Annotated in this window: 13 protein-coding genes; 5 read left to right on the forward strand and 8 right to left on the reverse strand. The window is 60.8% G+C overall.

Features of this window, described 5'->3' with window-relative positions; genetic code table 11:
• Positions 1-379 precede the first annotated feature (379 nt).
• Positions 380-859 carry a DUF2784 domain-containing protein gene (locus LJE91_10680; protein ID MCG6869157.1) on the reverse strand — a complete coding sequence of 160 codons (480 nt, stop codon included), beginning with the start codon at positions 857-859 and terminating at the stop codon, positions 380-382.
• A gap of 329 nt (positions 860-1,188) precedes the next feature.
• Between LJE91_10680 and LJE91_10685 the strand changes: the two genes are divergently transcribed.
• The 3 genes from LJE91_10685 (at position 1,189) to LJE91_10695 (ending at position 3,624) form a co-directional block, all read left to right on the forward strand.
• Positions 1,189-2,010, forward strand: a complete 822-nt coding sequence (locus tag LJE91_10685; protein ID MCG6869158.1) for an SDR family NAD(P)-dependent oxidoreductase — start codon at positions 1,189-1,191, stop codon at positions 2,008-2,010.
• A gap of 255 nt (positions 2,011-2,265) precedes the next feature.
• Positions 2,266-2,643: a single-stranded DNA-binding protein gene (locus LJE91_10690; protein MCG6869159.1), complete on the forward strand. Its 378-nt coding sequence runs from the start codon at positions 2,266-2,268 to the stop codon at positions 2,641-2,643.
• Between the two features lie 750 nt (positions 2,644-3,393).
• A complete protein-coding gene (locus tag LJE91_10695; GenBank protein ID MCG6869160.1) occupies positions 3,394-3,624 on the forward strand; it encodes a hypothetical protein in 231 nt (76 codons plus the stop codon).
• 1,356 nt (positions 3,625-4,980) lie between these two features.
• On the opposite strand, the gene LJE91_10700 is transcribed toward LJE91_10695, so the two are convergent.
• The 4 genes from LJE91_10700 to mgtE all read right to left on the reverse strand — a co-directional run bounded on the left by LJE91_10700 (position 4,981) and on the right by mgtE (position 9,650).
• Positions 4,981-5,604, reverse strand: coding sequence for an arylesterase (locus tag LJE91_10700; GenBank protein ID MCG6869161.1), 624 nt, complete (start codon positions 5,602-5,604; stop codon positions 4,981-4,983).
• A complete protein-coding gene (locus tag LJE91_10705) occupies positions 5,601-6,575 on the reverse strand; it encodes an NAD(P)/FAD-dependent oxidoreductase (GenBank protein MCG6869162.1) in 975 nt (324 codons plus the stop codon). Before LJE91_10705 ends, LJE91_10700 begins: the two co-directional genes overlap by 4 nt.
• The gene (locus LJE91_10710) at positions 6,562-7,860 is read right to left on the reverse strand and encodes a cyclopropane-fatty-acyl-phospholipid synthase family protein (protein MCG6869163.1); all 1,299 of its coding nucleotides are present in this window, start codon (positions 7,858-7,860) and stop codon (positions 6,562-6,564) included. The genes LJE91_10705 and LJE91_10710 overlap by 14 nt, the downstream gene beginning before the upstream one ends.
• Before the next feature lie 170 nt (positions 7,861-8,030).
• Entirely contained in the window at positions 8,031-9,650 is a 1,620-nt protein-coding gene (mgtE, locus tag LJE91_10715; GenBank protein ID MCG6869164.1) for a magnesium transporter, read from the reverse strand.
• Between the two features lie 177 nt (positions 9,651-9,827).
• Between mgtE and LJE91_10720 the strand changes: the two genes are divergently transcribed.
• Both LJE91_10720 and LJE91_10725 read left to right on the forward strand, forming a co-directional pair.
• A complete protein-coding gene (locus LJE91_10720) occupies positions 9,828-10,973 on the forward strand; it encodes an efflux RND transporter periplasmic adaptor subunit (GenBank protein MCG6869165.1) in 1,146 nt (381 codons plus the stop codon).
• Between the two features lie 3 nt (positions 10,974-10,976).
• The gene (locus tag LJE91_10725; GenBank protein MCG6869166.1) at positions 10,977-14,117 is read left to right on the forward strand and encodes an efflux RND transporter permease subunit; all 3,141 of its coding nucleotides are present in this window, start codon (positions 10,977-10,979) and stop codon (positions 14,115-14,117) included.
• Positions 14,118-14,279: 162 nt separating this feature from the next.
• Here the strand turns inward: LJE91_10725 and LJE91_10730 are convergent, their stop codons facing one another.
• The 3 genes from LJE91_10730 to LJE91_10740 all read right to left on the reverse strand — a co-directional run.
• Complete coding sequence (locus tag LJE91_10730) at positions 14,280-14,606, reverse strand: hypothetical protein (protein ID MCG6869167.1); 327 nt, start codon at positions 14,604-14,606, stop codon at positions 14,280-14,282.
• Between the two features lie 426 nt (positions 14,607-15,032).
• Positions 15,033-15,368: a hypothetical protein gene (locus LJE91_10735; GenBank protein ID MCG6869168.1), complete on the reverse strand. Its 336-nt coding sequence runs from the start codon at positions 15,366-15,368 to the stop codon at positions 15,033-15,035.
• A gap of 40 nt (positions 15,369-15,408) precedes the next feature.
• A partial coding sequence (locus LJE91_10740; GenBank protein ID MCG6869169.1) for a transposase family protein occupies positions 15,409-15,703 on the reverse strand: 295 nt, incomplete at its 5' end.

The following is a 15,703-nucleotide window of genomic DNA, read 5'->3' on the forward strand; positions in this document are numbered from 1 at the left end:
CCTGCGCCTCCGTCTTGCAATAAACCCATTAATAGTATAATGCAGCCATATCCCTGCTGTGTAACACGGATTATAGTGCATTTACGGGTTTATTTCTTCTTGATTACGCAGGTCTTGTATTGCCGAAGAAGCGAGCAGGACTTATGGGACGCGCTACTAGGCAAGAAGCTTACAGCAGATTCTAACTCAATTTCGTAGCTTGTTGATCTCGTTGCCCCGACTTATTGAGAAGTTACGATCGCCTGGGAGAATCGTTAGCATCCTGTAGATACCGGGGACAACCACGTGGCAGCGCGGTATCCACCAGAAAGTCGCGAATCCTGACAAGGTCCGATATATTTGCCAGCGCCGATGAGGTCAGTCGCGCATCGACATACCATCATCGGCGCGAAGTGTGGTCTGCAGGGTGGTGAAGAGAACAATCGGGTTTACGTGGCGGGTAGGCGATGAATGTGATCAATATCAGAAGGGCAAAGAGGGAATAAGCAAGAATGAACACCCACTCGGGGATGGAGTAGTACAGATAGCGGTGCGTCCAGTGCGCGATGAAGCTGTCCGGATAGTCCGACAATCCGGCCAACCTGCGCCAATAATTCTCCAGTAGCGTCAACGGACAGTCGGCGCCGGTCCAGGCTTCCCAAGCGACAAGCCCGATCGCCGCCAGGTGTAACCAGCGGAACGTGCGATTACGGGTCCAGTTCCAACCGAGCGCCCAACCCGCGAAAATCAATACCTGGCCGCCAATGACGAAAACGACATAGGCGACGTGGATCAGCAGGGTCAGATCGGCCGCGAGGGTGTACATCCGTTCATCCCAGTCTTTTGGTGCCTGATCATGGCGACTACGAATGCGGAACATGAATGTCTATGAAGAATAGGCCAAACGCCCGAGACTTGGCATTAAAAAGCCGCCGACGATTGGTGAACCGCCGGCGGCAATAGAGGAGGAGATGATGAATCAGCTCGCACTGTCATAGTTGCATGTTCCGTCGCGTGTGGTGTGGCGATGCCGACCGAAGGTGGGAAGCGGGCGACGAGTGGTGCCTTTCGATTGAACTTCACCCGGTCAACACGAGCACTGCGGAGTGCGCGAATGCGCTGCGCGCCTCGGCCTGGGTAACTTCGGCAGTAGAATCGTTCCAGATTTCGATGAAGTCCAGACTGCAGCTTTTAACCAACTGACACAACATGGCCGCCCCGAAGAATCCAATACCCCCTTCCAACTCCCGTACCGTCGCCCTGGTCACTGGGGCGACCGGCGCCATCGGAAAGGCGATTGCACGAAATATCGCCGCGATTCCGGGCTATGAGGTCGTGCTGATCTGCCGCGACCCATCGAGGGCGCAAGCAGCGGTCGCGGATATTCGGCGCCTGGTGTGCAGCGGAAAGGTTCGTCATGAGCTTGTCGATCTGTCGCGGCGCAGTTCCATCGCAGCCCTGGCCGAGCGCTGGAACGGCCCCGTTCATGTGCTGGTCAATAGTGCCGCGACGACACCGCGCCGGCGGGAAGAGACCCCTGAAGGTATCGAGCGCCAGTTTGCCACCAACGTGCTCGGTTATTACTGGATGGTGGCCGCATTCAGAGACCACCTGATCAACTCGGCACCGGCACGTATCGTCAATGTGGCGAGTTACTGGGCCGGGGGACTGGATCTGACGGATCTCGAGTTTGAGCGCCGGCATTACGACAACGACGCGGTATACCGACAGTCGAAGCAGGCTGACCGGATGCTGTCGGTCGCTTTCGCCGAGCAATTCGAGGGAACGCAGGTAACGGTCAACGCCTGTCACCCCGGCGACGTGGTGTCCGCCCTGAGCCGCGACCTTGGATTCGGCGGTCACGAGACACCGGATCAGGCTGCCAGCACACCCGTCTGGCTGGCCACCGAGGCCATCGGAGCACGGGAAACGGGAAAGTACTTCGAGCGCCAGCGCGAGGTGCACTGCCGTTTTGCTGCAGATCGCGATGCCATCGAGGCGCTGTACCGGATCTGCAAAAGTTATGCTTGAGGGTTGCTCTATCACGAGGGACCGTGTCGACGGCTGAAACATACGATTCGAGAACCGATCGCCGGGTTCACGACCGTCATACATGATGCCCTCGACCTTGTTTTGTATCTGTACCTCTCTATGGTGTGCGGACACCGCCGTCCACGAGTGAGACCTTCCTGATTGCATCACACCATTCGTCAGTCAATTCCACCATGTGTCATGTTTCGGCGACGCATGGAATGCGTGCGTGACTAGAGTGCTACCCAAGCTGTCTTGAAGTATGGCTTCCTGATCTCAGGCTGCTACGAAGGTGTAGATGACATGTCGATTTTTTTCAGTGCCTATGGATTTGTCGATCATGAAGCGGAATCAATCGGTACGCCGTCCGGGCAATCAATCGCCTCCGGCTCGATCGTCTGTCACGGTTGCAGGGATGACGGGAAGAGACAGAATCGCTGGTTTACCATTCTCGGGTTCGGGAAGATTGCTGAAGCTATGCGGGATCTGCGCAAGGGTGATCCCATCACGGTCACCGGCAAACTGCAGGTGAAGTCCCGGCGGACAAAAACCGGCGAAGACAGGAATGAAATGGAAATCGTGGTCGACCAGATGTTGAGCGCGAGATTGATAGAGCCGACGGAAGGCGAATAGGCCGACGCCGGCGGCACGGAACGCCACTTTCACACCCAGCCTAATCTCCCCCGGCTCGGGAAGGCTATGATCGATTGTAGTCCCTCGTGGACGAATACCCAATAGGACCACCACGCCAGAATGGGAATCGGGGGTCCTTTCGAAACCCGATGCGCATTGCACCCACGTCGTGTTTGCGCAACGTACCGCAGGGGTTCGTTGCTGCGCTTTGATGTTCCTGTCCGGACGGGTCGCAGGATTGAAAAACCGCCGTTGAGCAGTACCTTCCCGACGGCGGAAGTTGTGGGAGTATGGAGGTCAATCCACAGAATCGAATATATAACGGCGCGACGCCACATGATGCGGCCTTCCCGATGAGAGGTCGACATTGAGCGATCAGTGGCGTCTGCGGAGCCGAGGCTTGTGGAGCGACACAAAAAGCTGCTGGCGGTTGGCGGACCGGCAGCGGCAATGGAGGCAATGGAGGTGATGAAGACGAACAACTCGCACCCCCAACGCTACTCGTATGTTCCGCCACACGTTGTAACGGACTCGCCAAACGGTTGGCGTCTGACGAAATTCGGCGCGGCTGGACTGAACCCTGACGTGCCGTGGCGATCGGCGGCTATCCCGATCGATCGAGCGTTCGATCAAATACCTTTATTTGGCTTTAGATGAGTCGAAGCATGGATGTCATGGCGGCAGGGTGTCACTTGCAGTTCGTCTTCGGAATAGGGCCGTCTATCCGACACCGCGTCGAATGCCGGGCTGCTGTCTTCGGTCCACTGCATGGGGTTTCTGCTCGGCATGATTGAGATGCACGACCTCGTGGCATCCTCGAATCCCGATGCACGCATGTACTGCTTGCCGGACGGAGAAGCTCGGATGGCGAGTGTGTCTGGCGCCCTCCAGTCCTACCTGAAGTTGAACGACGCCTGGATGGATCTGAGCGGAAGCGCGCTGGTTGCACAGGCGATGCGTCATTCCTACCCCTGCGAGTAGGTATGACCGAAATCTTCTTTGTGTGCGATCCTGGCCATTCGGGCTATGTTCGGGGCAGACCAACCGAGCCGCGGGCCAACGGAACAGACGCCCATTCGGTGTTACCGCCGCGGTAATGGTGTTGTTCGACAGGTCGAAAGTAGATCTCCTGGCCTGTGAACTGATCGTTCACTATCGGAGTCTCGGAGGACCCCGAGTGCCCCGATTCCGTCGTGTTGGAGCGAACGGAAAGGCACTCAGAGCAATACCTTTCCCCTCCAAAGAGTGTCGCAAAAGCCCCTGAGTCCGGCCGAATACACAAAATCGAGCGCTGCAGGCGCCAGATTCGTCTAGGCCCCCCACCCTGACCCAGCCCCTCGCTTCGCTCTCCCCGCCGGGCACGGGGATTTTCTATTACGACACCCCCTCCCTGCTCATGGTGGGAAACCACGGGTTGGAGCCTAGCTCGCTGAGCGTGGGTCAGGCGTAAAGATTCGGGCGAAAACTGACTCTTTCCTCGGCGTTCTCGAAGGAACCTGTCGGTAAAATGGGCTTATTTTACGCCTATGTTTGTATGACCGGCTCCTAGACCAAGAAAATTCACATAACCCATCCACCAAGTTCTAAGGCAATTTCTGTCAAATGACATACCATCCTGCTTGTCTTTGTCGTCCGTCCTCTGTGTTGCGACAACAGTGACATAGTTCGACTATGCGCCTGTTGTCGCGTCTTGATGACGAACGAAAATCCGGCGCGATCTGGTATGTCATTTTCCGGCAATCGCCTAAGTCTGATGAGTGTCATGATCTGTATTAGCTCAGACCCGATCTGACAGTCAGTGCCAGATCATCTATGCGCGTTCCTCTACAGCGGACATGGCATACGGCCTGCTGTTCGGCTACAAGCCGCCACGATTCTCATCCCAATGACCAGTTTGCTACCTCATTTGCACTACCACCGCCGCTGTGCCGCCCCGTGCGCCAGCGTGTGGGCGGTCGGAACCAGCGGCATGTTATAAGCACGCCCCGCACATTCAATCTCTCTCATGGGAACTTCAAGGAGTGCCGCGTCCGCCAGCAGCCGAAATAGCTCGGGGGAGCCATCGCTGAACCCACCACCTTCATAAGCGCCAAGTACCACCTCGAGGCGACGCTGAACCAAGGTGTTGGGACCACCATATTGAAAGCTGGAACCGGCATCCGCCTGTTTCCGGCGATACAGATGAATGGGCGTGAATCGACACCCGCAGGAAATCACGTGACGCATGACATACGGATGCGGAACCGATCGCCTTTTCTGCTTTTCAGGGATCCCCCAGGGGAGGCCAGGATTCCCGGTCGGCACCTGGATTGAGCGGTGCGGGCCCGGACGGTCTGCTCAGAGCGCTCCGGCGTCCGCTATCAATTCGTGGATCGCGCCGGCCAGCTTGGCGTAACCGTCATTGTTGAGATGAACGCCGTCGGATTTGTACCGCGGTTTTCTTTCGAGCCGTGCGAGGATCTCGAGTTGCGCGGGTAGCGCGTTGGCTTCCGCCAGCTCACGGTAGATCGGGGCGGTATCCGTGAAGAAATTGAACTCGGGAACCCCGATCAGTACGACGTCCGCACCACTGTCCCGAATCTGATCGATCATCGACTGCAGGTTTTCGCGTGTTTCGCCGCGGGGTAGTTTACGCAGTATGTCGTTCCCGCCATGCAGCAGGATGACGAGATCGGGATTGTGGGCGGCGAGCACGCCTGGTAACCTTGCCAGCCCTGCGGCGGTAATCTCTCCCGAGATCCCTTCGTTGACCACGGTAACCCCGATCCTTTTCTGAAGGAGTTCGGGGTAGGCGTGTTCGTCGTCGGCGCCGATCCCCTGCGTCAGGCTGTCGCCGAATGCCACGATGACCGCGTCGTCGGACAGTGGCGTGATTTGCGGCGTTCGGCTGCACGCGCTGCACAGCAGGGCCGGGATGAATACCGCACAGAGAAAGGGCCTCATCTCGGAGACCGGTTTCACCCCTTGCTTTTCGTGAACGCGTGGTCCAGCAGTCGGGCCGCCAGCGGATTGCCCAGGCTGTGGCGGTCGATGCCGTCGAGCCGATAGGTGGCGCCGTCGGCGATCGCCCGTGCGGCCATCATCCCGCTCTTGACTGCGGGACCGATCCCCTCGCACATGTCACGCGTAGCGAGCCCGGCCGCGTCACCCGTAATGAAGGCACTGTCCCGACGAACGACCTCGACCGGTCCGCGGAGGAAATAACTGTACCCTCGGGGCTTCGGCTCTGCCCCGTTGATGACGCCGCGACGTCGCAACTTGTCGAGAAAACCTTCCCAGTGCACCTTGATGTTCCGACCGCCGGGTTTGAGTCGCTCGGATGCGGCGCCGATGCCCAGATTCAGGTGCCCTCCGGTCTTCGGGACGTACCAGGAATAGCCCGGGAGCCCCTTGTCGAAGAACCAGAGGTGGCAATTCCCCTCCTTCCACTCAAACGGGAATTCGTGCTCGAGTGTGGCTGCCTGCAGTTCCTTGACCCGCGGGTTCGCCTCGCGAAACAACGCACGGTACACCGGGCAGCGGGTGCCGCCCGCGCCGACGAGGTAACGGGTCCGCCAGGTGTCGTCGACGATGTACCAGCCGGCTTCCCGGCGGATCCGGCGAACCTCGTGGGTGTGTACCGGCGCGCCGGACCGTTCCAGGAGCCAGGCGTCGAACTCGTAGCGCCGGATCGAATGCTGCGGACCGCGCAGGGCAAACCCCAGCCCCTTGGCGTGCACGTGAATCCGCTCGAAGGTCAGCAGTCCGCGTGGATAGTCGGCGAGTTCCAGGTCTTCGACCACTTCGGGGGTGATCCAACCGGCGCACAGCTTGGTGCGCGGAAACGGGGCCTTGTCCAGCACCAGGCAGTCGATGCCGCGGCGGGACAGTTGCCAGGCGCAGGTCGAGCCGGCCGGACCGCCGCCGACGATCAGGACCTCAACGGTCTCCAATGCCTTGCTCCGAGAGGTAGACGTGTTCGCGTGTCCAGGGGATATCGTTGTTACCCCCCCGCGTGAAGACGATCTGGAACAGTTGCAGGTTTCCCGCCAGGAAGGCCGCGATAGACCCCGAGAGGTAGAGCCGCCAGGCGCGTACGAAGACCTCGTCGAACATCTCCCGGACCGTGTCGACGTCGGCCTCGTATCGCTCGAGCCAGTGCTCCAGTGTCTTCGCGTAGTGCAGGCGAAGGTTTTCCACGTCGAGCACCGAAAGGTCGCTGTCCTCGAAGATGCGGTTGCATTCGGCGAGCGTCGGCGGGTAGGCCCCGGGGAAGATCCGCCGCTCGGTCCAGGCGTTGAATGGAATGGCACGGTTGCGACCGATGCTGTGGATCAGTCCCCTGCCTTGCGGTTTCAGTACCCGGTCGATAATGGATCCAAGTTCGGGATACTGCTTGGTGCCCACGTGCTCCAGCATGCCGACGGACACGAAGACATCGTAGGTCCCCTCGATGTTGCGGTAGTCGTCCTGCACGTATTCCACGCGGTCTTCGAGCCCGGCAGCCCGGATCCGCTCCCGCGCGTAGGCGATCTGCTCGCGCGAGATGTTGTAGGCGCGGACCTTGACGCCGTAGCGTTCGGCCATGTGGAAGGCGAGCGCCCCCCAGCCGCAGCCGGCCTCGACCACCGTCTCGCCCGGGCGCAGCCGCAGTTTTCGTGAGATGTGATCGAATTTGGCGACCTGTGCGGCTTCGAGCCCTGTTTCCGGCGTGGGGAAATAGGCACAGGTGTACACCATGCGCTTGTCCAGCCAGAGCCGGTAGAACGCGTTGCCGATATCGTAGTGGTGATGAATGTTCTCTCGCGAACCCTTGAGCGAATTCGGACTCGGGCGGTTCACCCATCGCGCATGGAAGGCCTGCAGGAGTCCGGAGCCCGTCCGGACGCGCCGGCTTCTTCCGACCTCGACGAGGAGATCGAGCAGGGAACCCTCGACCGTGATCCGACCCGCGGTGTAGTCGTCACCGAAGTGCAGGTCGGGGTTCGCGAGCAGGCGATAGAGACAACCGCGCTCGCGCAGGTGGACCGTGATCGCGGGATTTTTCGTGCCAAGGCTGATTCTCTGGTCGTCCCACAGGACCAGATCCACGTCGTCGCAATCGAGTCGTTCGAGTAGTCTTCTGGCAAGCCCGAGTTCGACCTTGCTGGCCGCAGCAGTCGAGGGGCGGGGCTCGCCGATCTGCGCCGACTCCCCGATACCCAGGACACCTGTGTGGCGTGGGGACTTCTGACTCATGGTTCCTCCGTTGGTAAGTCGCAAGAACACCCACTCAAGCCGGGCAGGGTGAATTTGCGTCCCGAAAAAGAAGAAAAATACCACGTACGCCGAAAAAGGAAAATCGGGGAACCGGTTCCCGGGGTATACCGGACAATCGGGAGTAGGAACGAGTCGAAACTGTGGGTGCGCTAGAGCAGCAGCAGGGTGGCGAGTCCGAGAAAGGCGAGGAATCCGACGACGTCGGTGACCGTCGTCAACACGACGCTGCCGGCCAGGGCAGGGTCGATGCCCATCCAGCGCAGGCTCAACGGTATCGTGACTCCGGCAAGAGATGCGCAGATCAGGTTCAGCAGGATCGCGATCGCGATGATGCCACCGATTTCCGCGTTTCCGAACCAGACCCAGGCGAGTGCACCCACCACCAGCGCCCAGAGCAGGCCGTTGAGGATGCCGATCCCGATTTCCTTGAACAGTACCAGTGCGGTATTGCCCTTCTGTATGTTGCCGAGCGCCATGCCGCGAATCATCAGTGTGAGCGTCTGACTACCGGCGATGCCCCCCATACTGGCGACGATCGGCATGAGCACGGCCAGAGCGACGATCTTCTGCAGCGTCCCCTCGAACAGTCCGATGACCCAGGCCGCCAGGAAGGCGGTCACCAGGTTGATGCCAAGCCAGAGCGCGCGACGGCGTGCGTTGGTCAGCACCGGCGCGAACATGTCTTCCTCGGTTCCCAGGCCGGCCGCGCCCATGATGGTGCGATCGGCCTCGTCGCGAATCACGTCGACCACGTCGTCGATCGTGATGCGGCCGCGCAGCATACCGTCCTCGCCGGTGACCGGCACGGAGATCAGGTCTTCATCCTCGAAACGCATGGCGATGTCATGAACCGGCAGGTCAACGGGAACGGGTTCGAAGTCCGTTTCCATGATGGACTCCACGCGTTTCCCGGGTTGCGTGGTGAGCAGGCGCTTGATGCGCAACACTCCGCGGTAGTGGCCGTCCAGGTCGACGACCATCAGCTTGTCGGTATGGTCCGGCAGCTCCTCGAACAGTCTCAAATAGCGCAGTACCGCGTTCAGCGTAACGTCCGCGCGCACCGAGATGAAGTCGGTGTTCATGAGCCCGCCGGCGCTGTCCTCCGGATAGGAAAGCATCAGCCGGATGTTTCTGGCCTTCTCCTCGTCCAGCGCCTGTAGCAGGGCGCGACCCGTTGACGCCGAGAGGTCCTGGATCAGGTCGACGAGGTCGTCGAGTTCCATGCCTGAGACGGTGGCGATCAGGTCGGGCATCGGTGTCCGCTCGACCAGCCCGCGACGCACCGTCTCGTGGAGGTGGACCAGAACTTTCCCGGCGGTTTCCTTGCCAAGCAACGCCCAGACGGCACCGCGTTCCGAGGACGGCAGCGCCTCGAGAAGCGCAGCGATCTTGCCGGCGTGAGCTCCCTGTAACAAATCCCGGATGCGCTCCGGCCGGTCCTGTTCCAGCGCCTCGCGGAGCGACTCGAGTTCGGTCATGCCTTCAGGTTTGGTATCCTCCTCCGGGAGAGTCGGCAGCGGCTTGTCATCGAGTTCCGGCAAGAGGTTCGACGGAAGGTAAGCGCCGATTCCGGTCCGTGTCCTGGAATCCACTGCGCGCCATACCGCTCGCCGCTGATCGACGGGAAGCGATTCGAGAATCGCGGCGGCCTTGGCGGGATGCGTCTCGCGCAGGATGTGCCGGAGCCGTTTCGGTTTACCCCGATCGAGCGCGCGCCGCAGTTGTGCGATGGGTGTTCTGGCCGAGCGGTCCTTCCTTCCGTTCGTCATCGTTTGGTTTTCCGTTCGTCATGGTTTGGTGAGACCTGTCGGTGCTGACGTTGGGAACTTGCGAGTGGATCGCCTGCGGGTGGAGTTTATCACTCTTGCGGCGCGGGCAGGGAAACGTCCGATTGGCTACAATCCACCCACAAGCGGTTCCCGAACAACGAGATCAGGAAGACATAGATGGTCGAATCCCCGCATTATTTTGCGCGCGTATTGCGTTCCGCCGGTATCGCCGCAACCCTATGTTTTCTCGTCCTGACGGGCGGATGTGAAAAGCAGGAAGCCGAACGGGTCGAACCGGTCCGCCCTGTCAAGGCCATGAAGGTCGGTGAACTCGAGACCCTGGACAACAGCTATGTCCCGGGCAAGGCGCGCGCCGCCCAGGAAGTGGACCTCTCGTTCCGGGTGGGCGGACCGCTGATCGAGCGCCCCGTCAACGTCGGAGACCAGGTTGCCCAGGGGGATCTCATCGCGCGCATCGATCCGCGGGACTACGAGGTGGAACTACGCAATACCCAGGGGCGCCTGGACAATCAGAAGGCCGAACTCCGGCGGGCGATCAGTGAGTATCAGCGGGAGTTGCGGATCTTCAAGGAAGACCCCGGGGCCACCAGCGAGGTGGCGGTGGTACGCAAGCGCGAGGCCCAGGACAAGGCGCGCGCGGGTATCGCTTCGCTGGAGGCCGAGGTGGACGCCTCCCGGGACCGCCTGGACTACACCAACCTCAGGGCACCCTTCGACGGCACGATCACCAAGACCTATGTGGAGAACTTCCAGACGGTACAGCCCAACGAACAGATCGCGCGCCTGCTCGATAACCGCCAGATCAAGTTCGACATGGACCTCCCGGAGAAATGGATCTCGTTCGTGCCCTACATCGAGAAGGTCGAAGTCATCTATGACGCATTCCCGAATCGCTCCATCCCCGCCGAGATCTTCGAGGTCAGCAAGGAGGCCTCGCAGACCACGCGCACCTACCGGGTGACGCTGATGATGGAACAACCGGAGGGTGTCAGGATCCTGGCCGGAATGGCCGGCAGGGCCACCGGCGAGTTGAACCTGCCTAAGGAGATGGTGGAACAGGAGGGGCTCACCGTGCCGCCGAGCGCGGTGTTCTCGCCTGACACGGGCGAAGCGAGTTACGTCTGGGTGGTCGATGAGCAGAGCAACACGGTGCATCGGCGCGAGGTGGAAGCGATGACCCTGTCGGACAGCGGGGTGGTCGTTGAACAGGGCCTGAAACCCGGAGAGTGGGTGGTGACCGCCGGGGTGAACTACCTCAAGGAGGGCCAGGAGGTCCGAATTCTGGAAGGCAGGGGGGAGTAAGCCATGGGACTGGCCAGATTCGCCGTCGAAAAGCAGGCGCTTACCTTCTTTCTGAATCTACTGATCCTGGTGGGCGGCCTGGCCGCGTTCACCAACCTGGGGCAGCTCGAAGACCCGGAGTTCACGGTCAAGACCGCCGTGATCACCACGACCTATCCCGGCGCGAGCCCTACCGAGGTCGAACTGGAGGTGTCGGACCGGATCGAGCAGGCGATCCAGGAACTCAAGCAGCTCAAGTGGGTGGAGTCCTATTCCTGGCCTGGCATCTCTTTCGTCAAGGTCGAGATCCTGCCCGATTACTGGTCGGAAGATCTGCCGCAGGTGTGGGATGAGATGCGCCGCAAGGTCATGAAGGCCGAGGGTAGCCTGCCGCCGGGTGTCGGTGTCCCCCAGGTCAACGACGACTACGGCGACGTATTCGGCTTCCAGCTCGCGCTGTTCGGCGACGGGTACAGTTACGCCGAACTGGAGGAGGCCGCCAAACGCCTGCGCAAGGAACTGGTCCTGGTGGAGGGGGTGGCGCGCGTCGATCTGGTCGGTGTGCAGCAAAAACGCGTCTACCTGGATGTGTCGAAGTCGCAGCTCTCGCAACTGGGTCTGAGTGACGAGAGCATCGCCAACACGGTGCAGAATCAGAACATGGTCGTGGACGGCGGTGGCGTCAATCTGGACGAACTGCGCTACCGCATCGCGCCCTCCGGCACCTTTGCCGATCCAGCCGATATCGCCGGTCTGGCGATCCGTCCCAGCCTGATCGACGCCCTGCAGAATCAGGAGAAGTTCGATACCAAGATCTTCGAACCCACGGAGCTGACCCGTATCGAGGCCATCGGCGACATCGAGCGCGGCTACGTCGACCCCCCGACCTATGTCGTCAGGTACAACGGTCTTCCCGCGATCGGGCTGTCGATCACCAATGTGTCCGGGGCGAACATCGTCGATGTGGGACGGAACATCGACGCTCGCCTCGATGAGCTGGCCCCCCAGTTCCCCGTCGGGCTGGAGATCGCCAAGATCGCCTGGCAGTCGGAAGCGGTATCATCGGCGATCAACAGCTTTGTGGTCAGCTTCGCCGAGGCCGTGGCGATCGTGCTCGTCGTCCTGGCGCTGTTCATGGGCTGGCGCATGGGGGTGATCATCGGCACCGCGCTCATTCTGACCGTGCTCGGTACCTTCATCGTCATGGCCCTGCTGGGAATCGACCTGCAACGTATGTCGCTGGGTGCGCTGGTCATCGCACTGGGCATGATGGTGGACAATGCCATCGTGGTGGCCGACGGGATGGTGGTGCGACTGCAGAAGGGCATGGACCGCACCGAGGCGGCGATCGAGGCGGCGACGCAGCCTGCCATCCCGTTGCTGGGCGCCACCGTCATCGCCGTGATGGCCTTCTATCCGATCTATGCGTCGCAGGAGAGCACCGGGGAGTACTGCAAGTCCCTGTTCGAGGTGGTGGGCATCTCGCTGCTGTTTAGCTGGGTGATCTCGGTGACGCTGACGCCGTTGCAGTGCATCTACATGATCCCGGACCCAAAGGCGGGCGCGGGTGATCCCTATGCCGGCGCGTTTTTCCGAAAGTTTCGCGGATTTCTCGAAGGCGCCATCCGGGCGCGCTGGGTGACGCTTGGGATCATGGTGGGGTTGCTGTTGCTCGCGGTCATCGGGTTCGGCATGGTGCAGCAGATGTTCTTCCCGTCAGCCAGTATGGCCAAGTTTATGGTCGATTACTGGGCGCCGCAGGGGACACGCATCGAGACGGTAGTGGAGAACGTTTCCCGGATAGAGGACCACCTGCTCGCGGATGAACGCATAGAGAGCGCCGCAGCCTACATCGGTGGCGGACCGCCGCGTTTCTATCTGCCGGTCACCTCGGAAGATCCCAACGCGTCGTACGGACAACTGATCGTGGCCGTCGGGGACTTCCGGGAGATAGACCAGATCTTCGCGGATCTCAACCCCTGGCTGATCGACAACTTTCCCAACGCCATCGTACCGCTGCGCAAGTTCACGGTGGGTCCCGGCAAGACCTGGGAGTTCGAATTGCGCCTGAGCGGCCCCGCTATCGCGGACCCGGACGTGCTGCGTCGCATTTCACGGCAGCTCGAAGAGATCGTCAGCGCCAGTCCCTATGCCGGTTACGCGCGAACCGACTGGCGCAACCGTGTGCAGAAGCTGGTTCCGGAATACAACATGGAACAGGGTCGATGGGCTGCGGTCACCAGGGAGGACCTGGCCCACACGACCAAGCGAGCCTTCGACGGTGTGCAGATCGGCCTGTACCGGGAGGGCGACGACCTGATCCCCATCGTACTGCGACACGGCGAGGGGGAACGCCGCAACGTCGGCGGTATCCCGGGGCTGCAGATCAAGCCGCTGATGGCGACCGACACGATACCGGTCTCGCAGGTCACCGACAATGTGGTCACCCGGTGGGAAGACCCGGTGATCAACAGGCGCGACCGGAGACGTACAGTCAAGATCCAGGCCAATCCACGGCAAGGGGCACTGATGAGCGACCTGCGTAACGACGTGCAGGAAAAGCTGTTCGCGGTCCCGCTGCCCGAGGGTTATACACTCGAATGGGGCGGCATCACCGAGGATGAGCAGAATTCCGGCGCCGCGCTGGTGCCTGGGATCGTCCCCGCGATGGCGATCGTGGTCACCATCCTGATCGGCCTGTTCAATGCCTATCGCCCACCGCTGGTCATCCTTCTGGCCATACCGCTGGCGCTGATCGGGATCACCGCCGGACTGCTGAGCACCAATACGCCCTTCGGTTTCATGGCCCTGCTCGGCGGGATGAGTCTCGTGGGCATGATGATCAAGAACTCCATCGTGCTGCTGGATGAGGTCAACCTGAATCTCGACCAAGGACTCGAACGATATGAGTCCGTCGTACAGGCGGCCGTGTCCCGCGTGCGACCCGTAGCCCTGGCGGCTGCGACCACCGTGCTCGGCGTCATCCCCCTGCTACAGGATGTCTTCTGGACCAGTATGGCGATCACCATCATGTCGGGGCTGGCGTTTGGAACGGTGTTAACCATGATCGTGGTTCCGGTGCTTTACGTCACCCTTCACGGAATCAAATCTCCGGGTACCCGGCCCGACCCGATTGCCACACAGCCGTCTCATGGCACCACTTGAGGTCGATCCCCTTGTGCGGTGTTCGGTCAAAGGGCCCGGTTTCGTCTCCTAGATGTGCGTTCGCACCCAAAAAAGCCCGGTAGGTCTTACCGGGCTCTCGAATGACAGGTGCGTGAGTCCCTTTAGTTGCCTGTTGGTCTTAAAAGGGACTGGTTATGTTGGTTACTGAAGGCGGGCCCAGTCGTAGAGGGTGCTGCCTTCGGGAACCTGGCTCGAGGTCGAATGACCGTTGCCGGACCCGGTTTCCATTGCAGCAATTTCCGTACTCTCGATCGGTTCCACCTTGACCGGGGTGAGGTCGGTCATGGCGAAGTCCTGGGCGCCGGCGCCGCTCGGAACCGGAATGATATAGCCGGAAGCCTGACCGCCGCAGGAAACGACCTGGCAGGTGTCCTTGGTGCCGAAATCGTATGCGTTGGCGCTGGCAACGCCAGACACGCCCAAGGCGGAGATGGCGAACGTACGGGTAATGATTGCTTTGATCTTCATCGGTTACTCTCCTCGTAGGAAATCTATTTAGCCCTGGAATCCGCTGCTGAAGTCAGAGGATCTGACCCCGGACCATTGAACCCTCTCGATGGATTCGCTGGTTGATTTGCGGTCTCGCTAGGTACTACGTGCCCATACGCGGATTGGATGACCGGCGGGAACAAAAAAGTTTTTCCGATGCCTTGGGGGTGTCCGACACGGGGCGATCCGGCCTGGTGGGCCAGGCCCCGGTTTGGACTGTCGCGGTTCGAGCAGTGAACCCGTGCAGGCCAGGAACGTGATTCGGGAAAGAGATGGACCGGGTAGCGACAGATTGTAGACTGCTCGTGTAGCTGCAATCGGATTGGCGGTTACGAAACAAGAAAGCCCGGCAGATCCTGCCGGGCTTTCCGAATGCGTGTTACGGACACGCCATTGAGTGCCGGATCATTGCAGCCTCGCCCAGTCGTAGAGGGTGCTACCTTCGGGGACCTGGCTCGAGGTCGAATGACCGCTGCCGTAACCGGTTTCCATGGCTGCGATCTCGGTGCTCTCCATCCGTTCCACCTTGACCGGGGTGAGGTCGGTCATGGCGAAGTCCTGGGCGCCGGCGCCGTTCGGAACCGGAATGATATAGCCGGAAGCCTGACCGCCGCAGGAGACGACCTGACAGGTGTCCTTGGTGCCGAAATCGTATGCGTTGGCGCTGGCGACGCCGCTGGCGGCGGACACGCCCAAGGCGGATATGGCGAACGCACTGGTAACGATTGCTTTGAACTTCATTGATTGAGGATGCCAGGTATTAATCGTTGCCTTTGCCATGCTAGAGCAGGATCAGGTCTGGCTGCGGGGCCTGGTAACCGCGCGCCCCGCACAGCACCGCGGCGGTGGCGATCGCCAACACGCTGGCCAGCGGGTGACGCCGGCCTTGCGCGCGACGTGGGTCGGGTATGGCTCGGAAGAACTCCGGCAACGCAGTCATGTGTTCGGCGCTGAGCTTCAGTCGCACGCAACCGCTGTGGTAACGGGCATCCAAACGTGGGCAACAGAGCAACGCGCGGGCATTGCGCTGCAACGGCTGAACGAAGACCCGCTTCGGCGACGCGCTCGGGCGGTAT

It is taken from the genome of Gammaproteobacteria bacterium (assembly GCA_022340215.1).
Classification (GTDB): Bacteria; Pseudomonadota; Gammaproteobacteria; order JAJDOJ01; family JAJDOJ01; genus JAJDOJ01.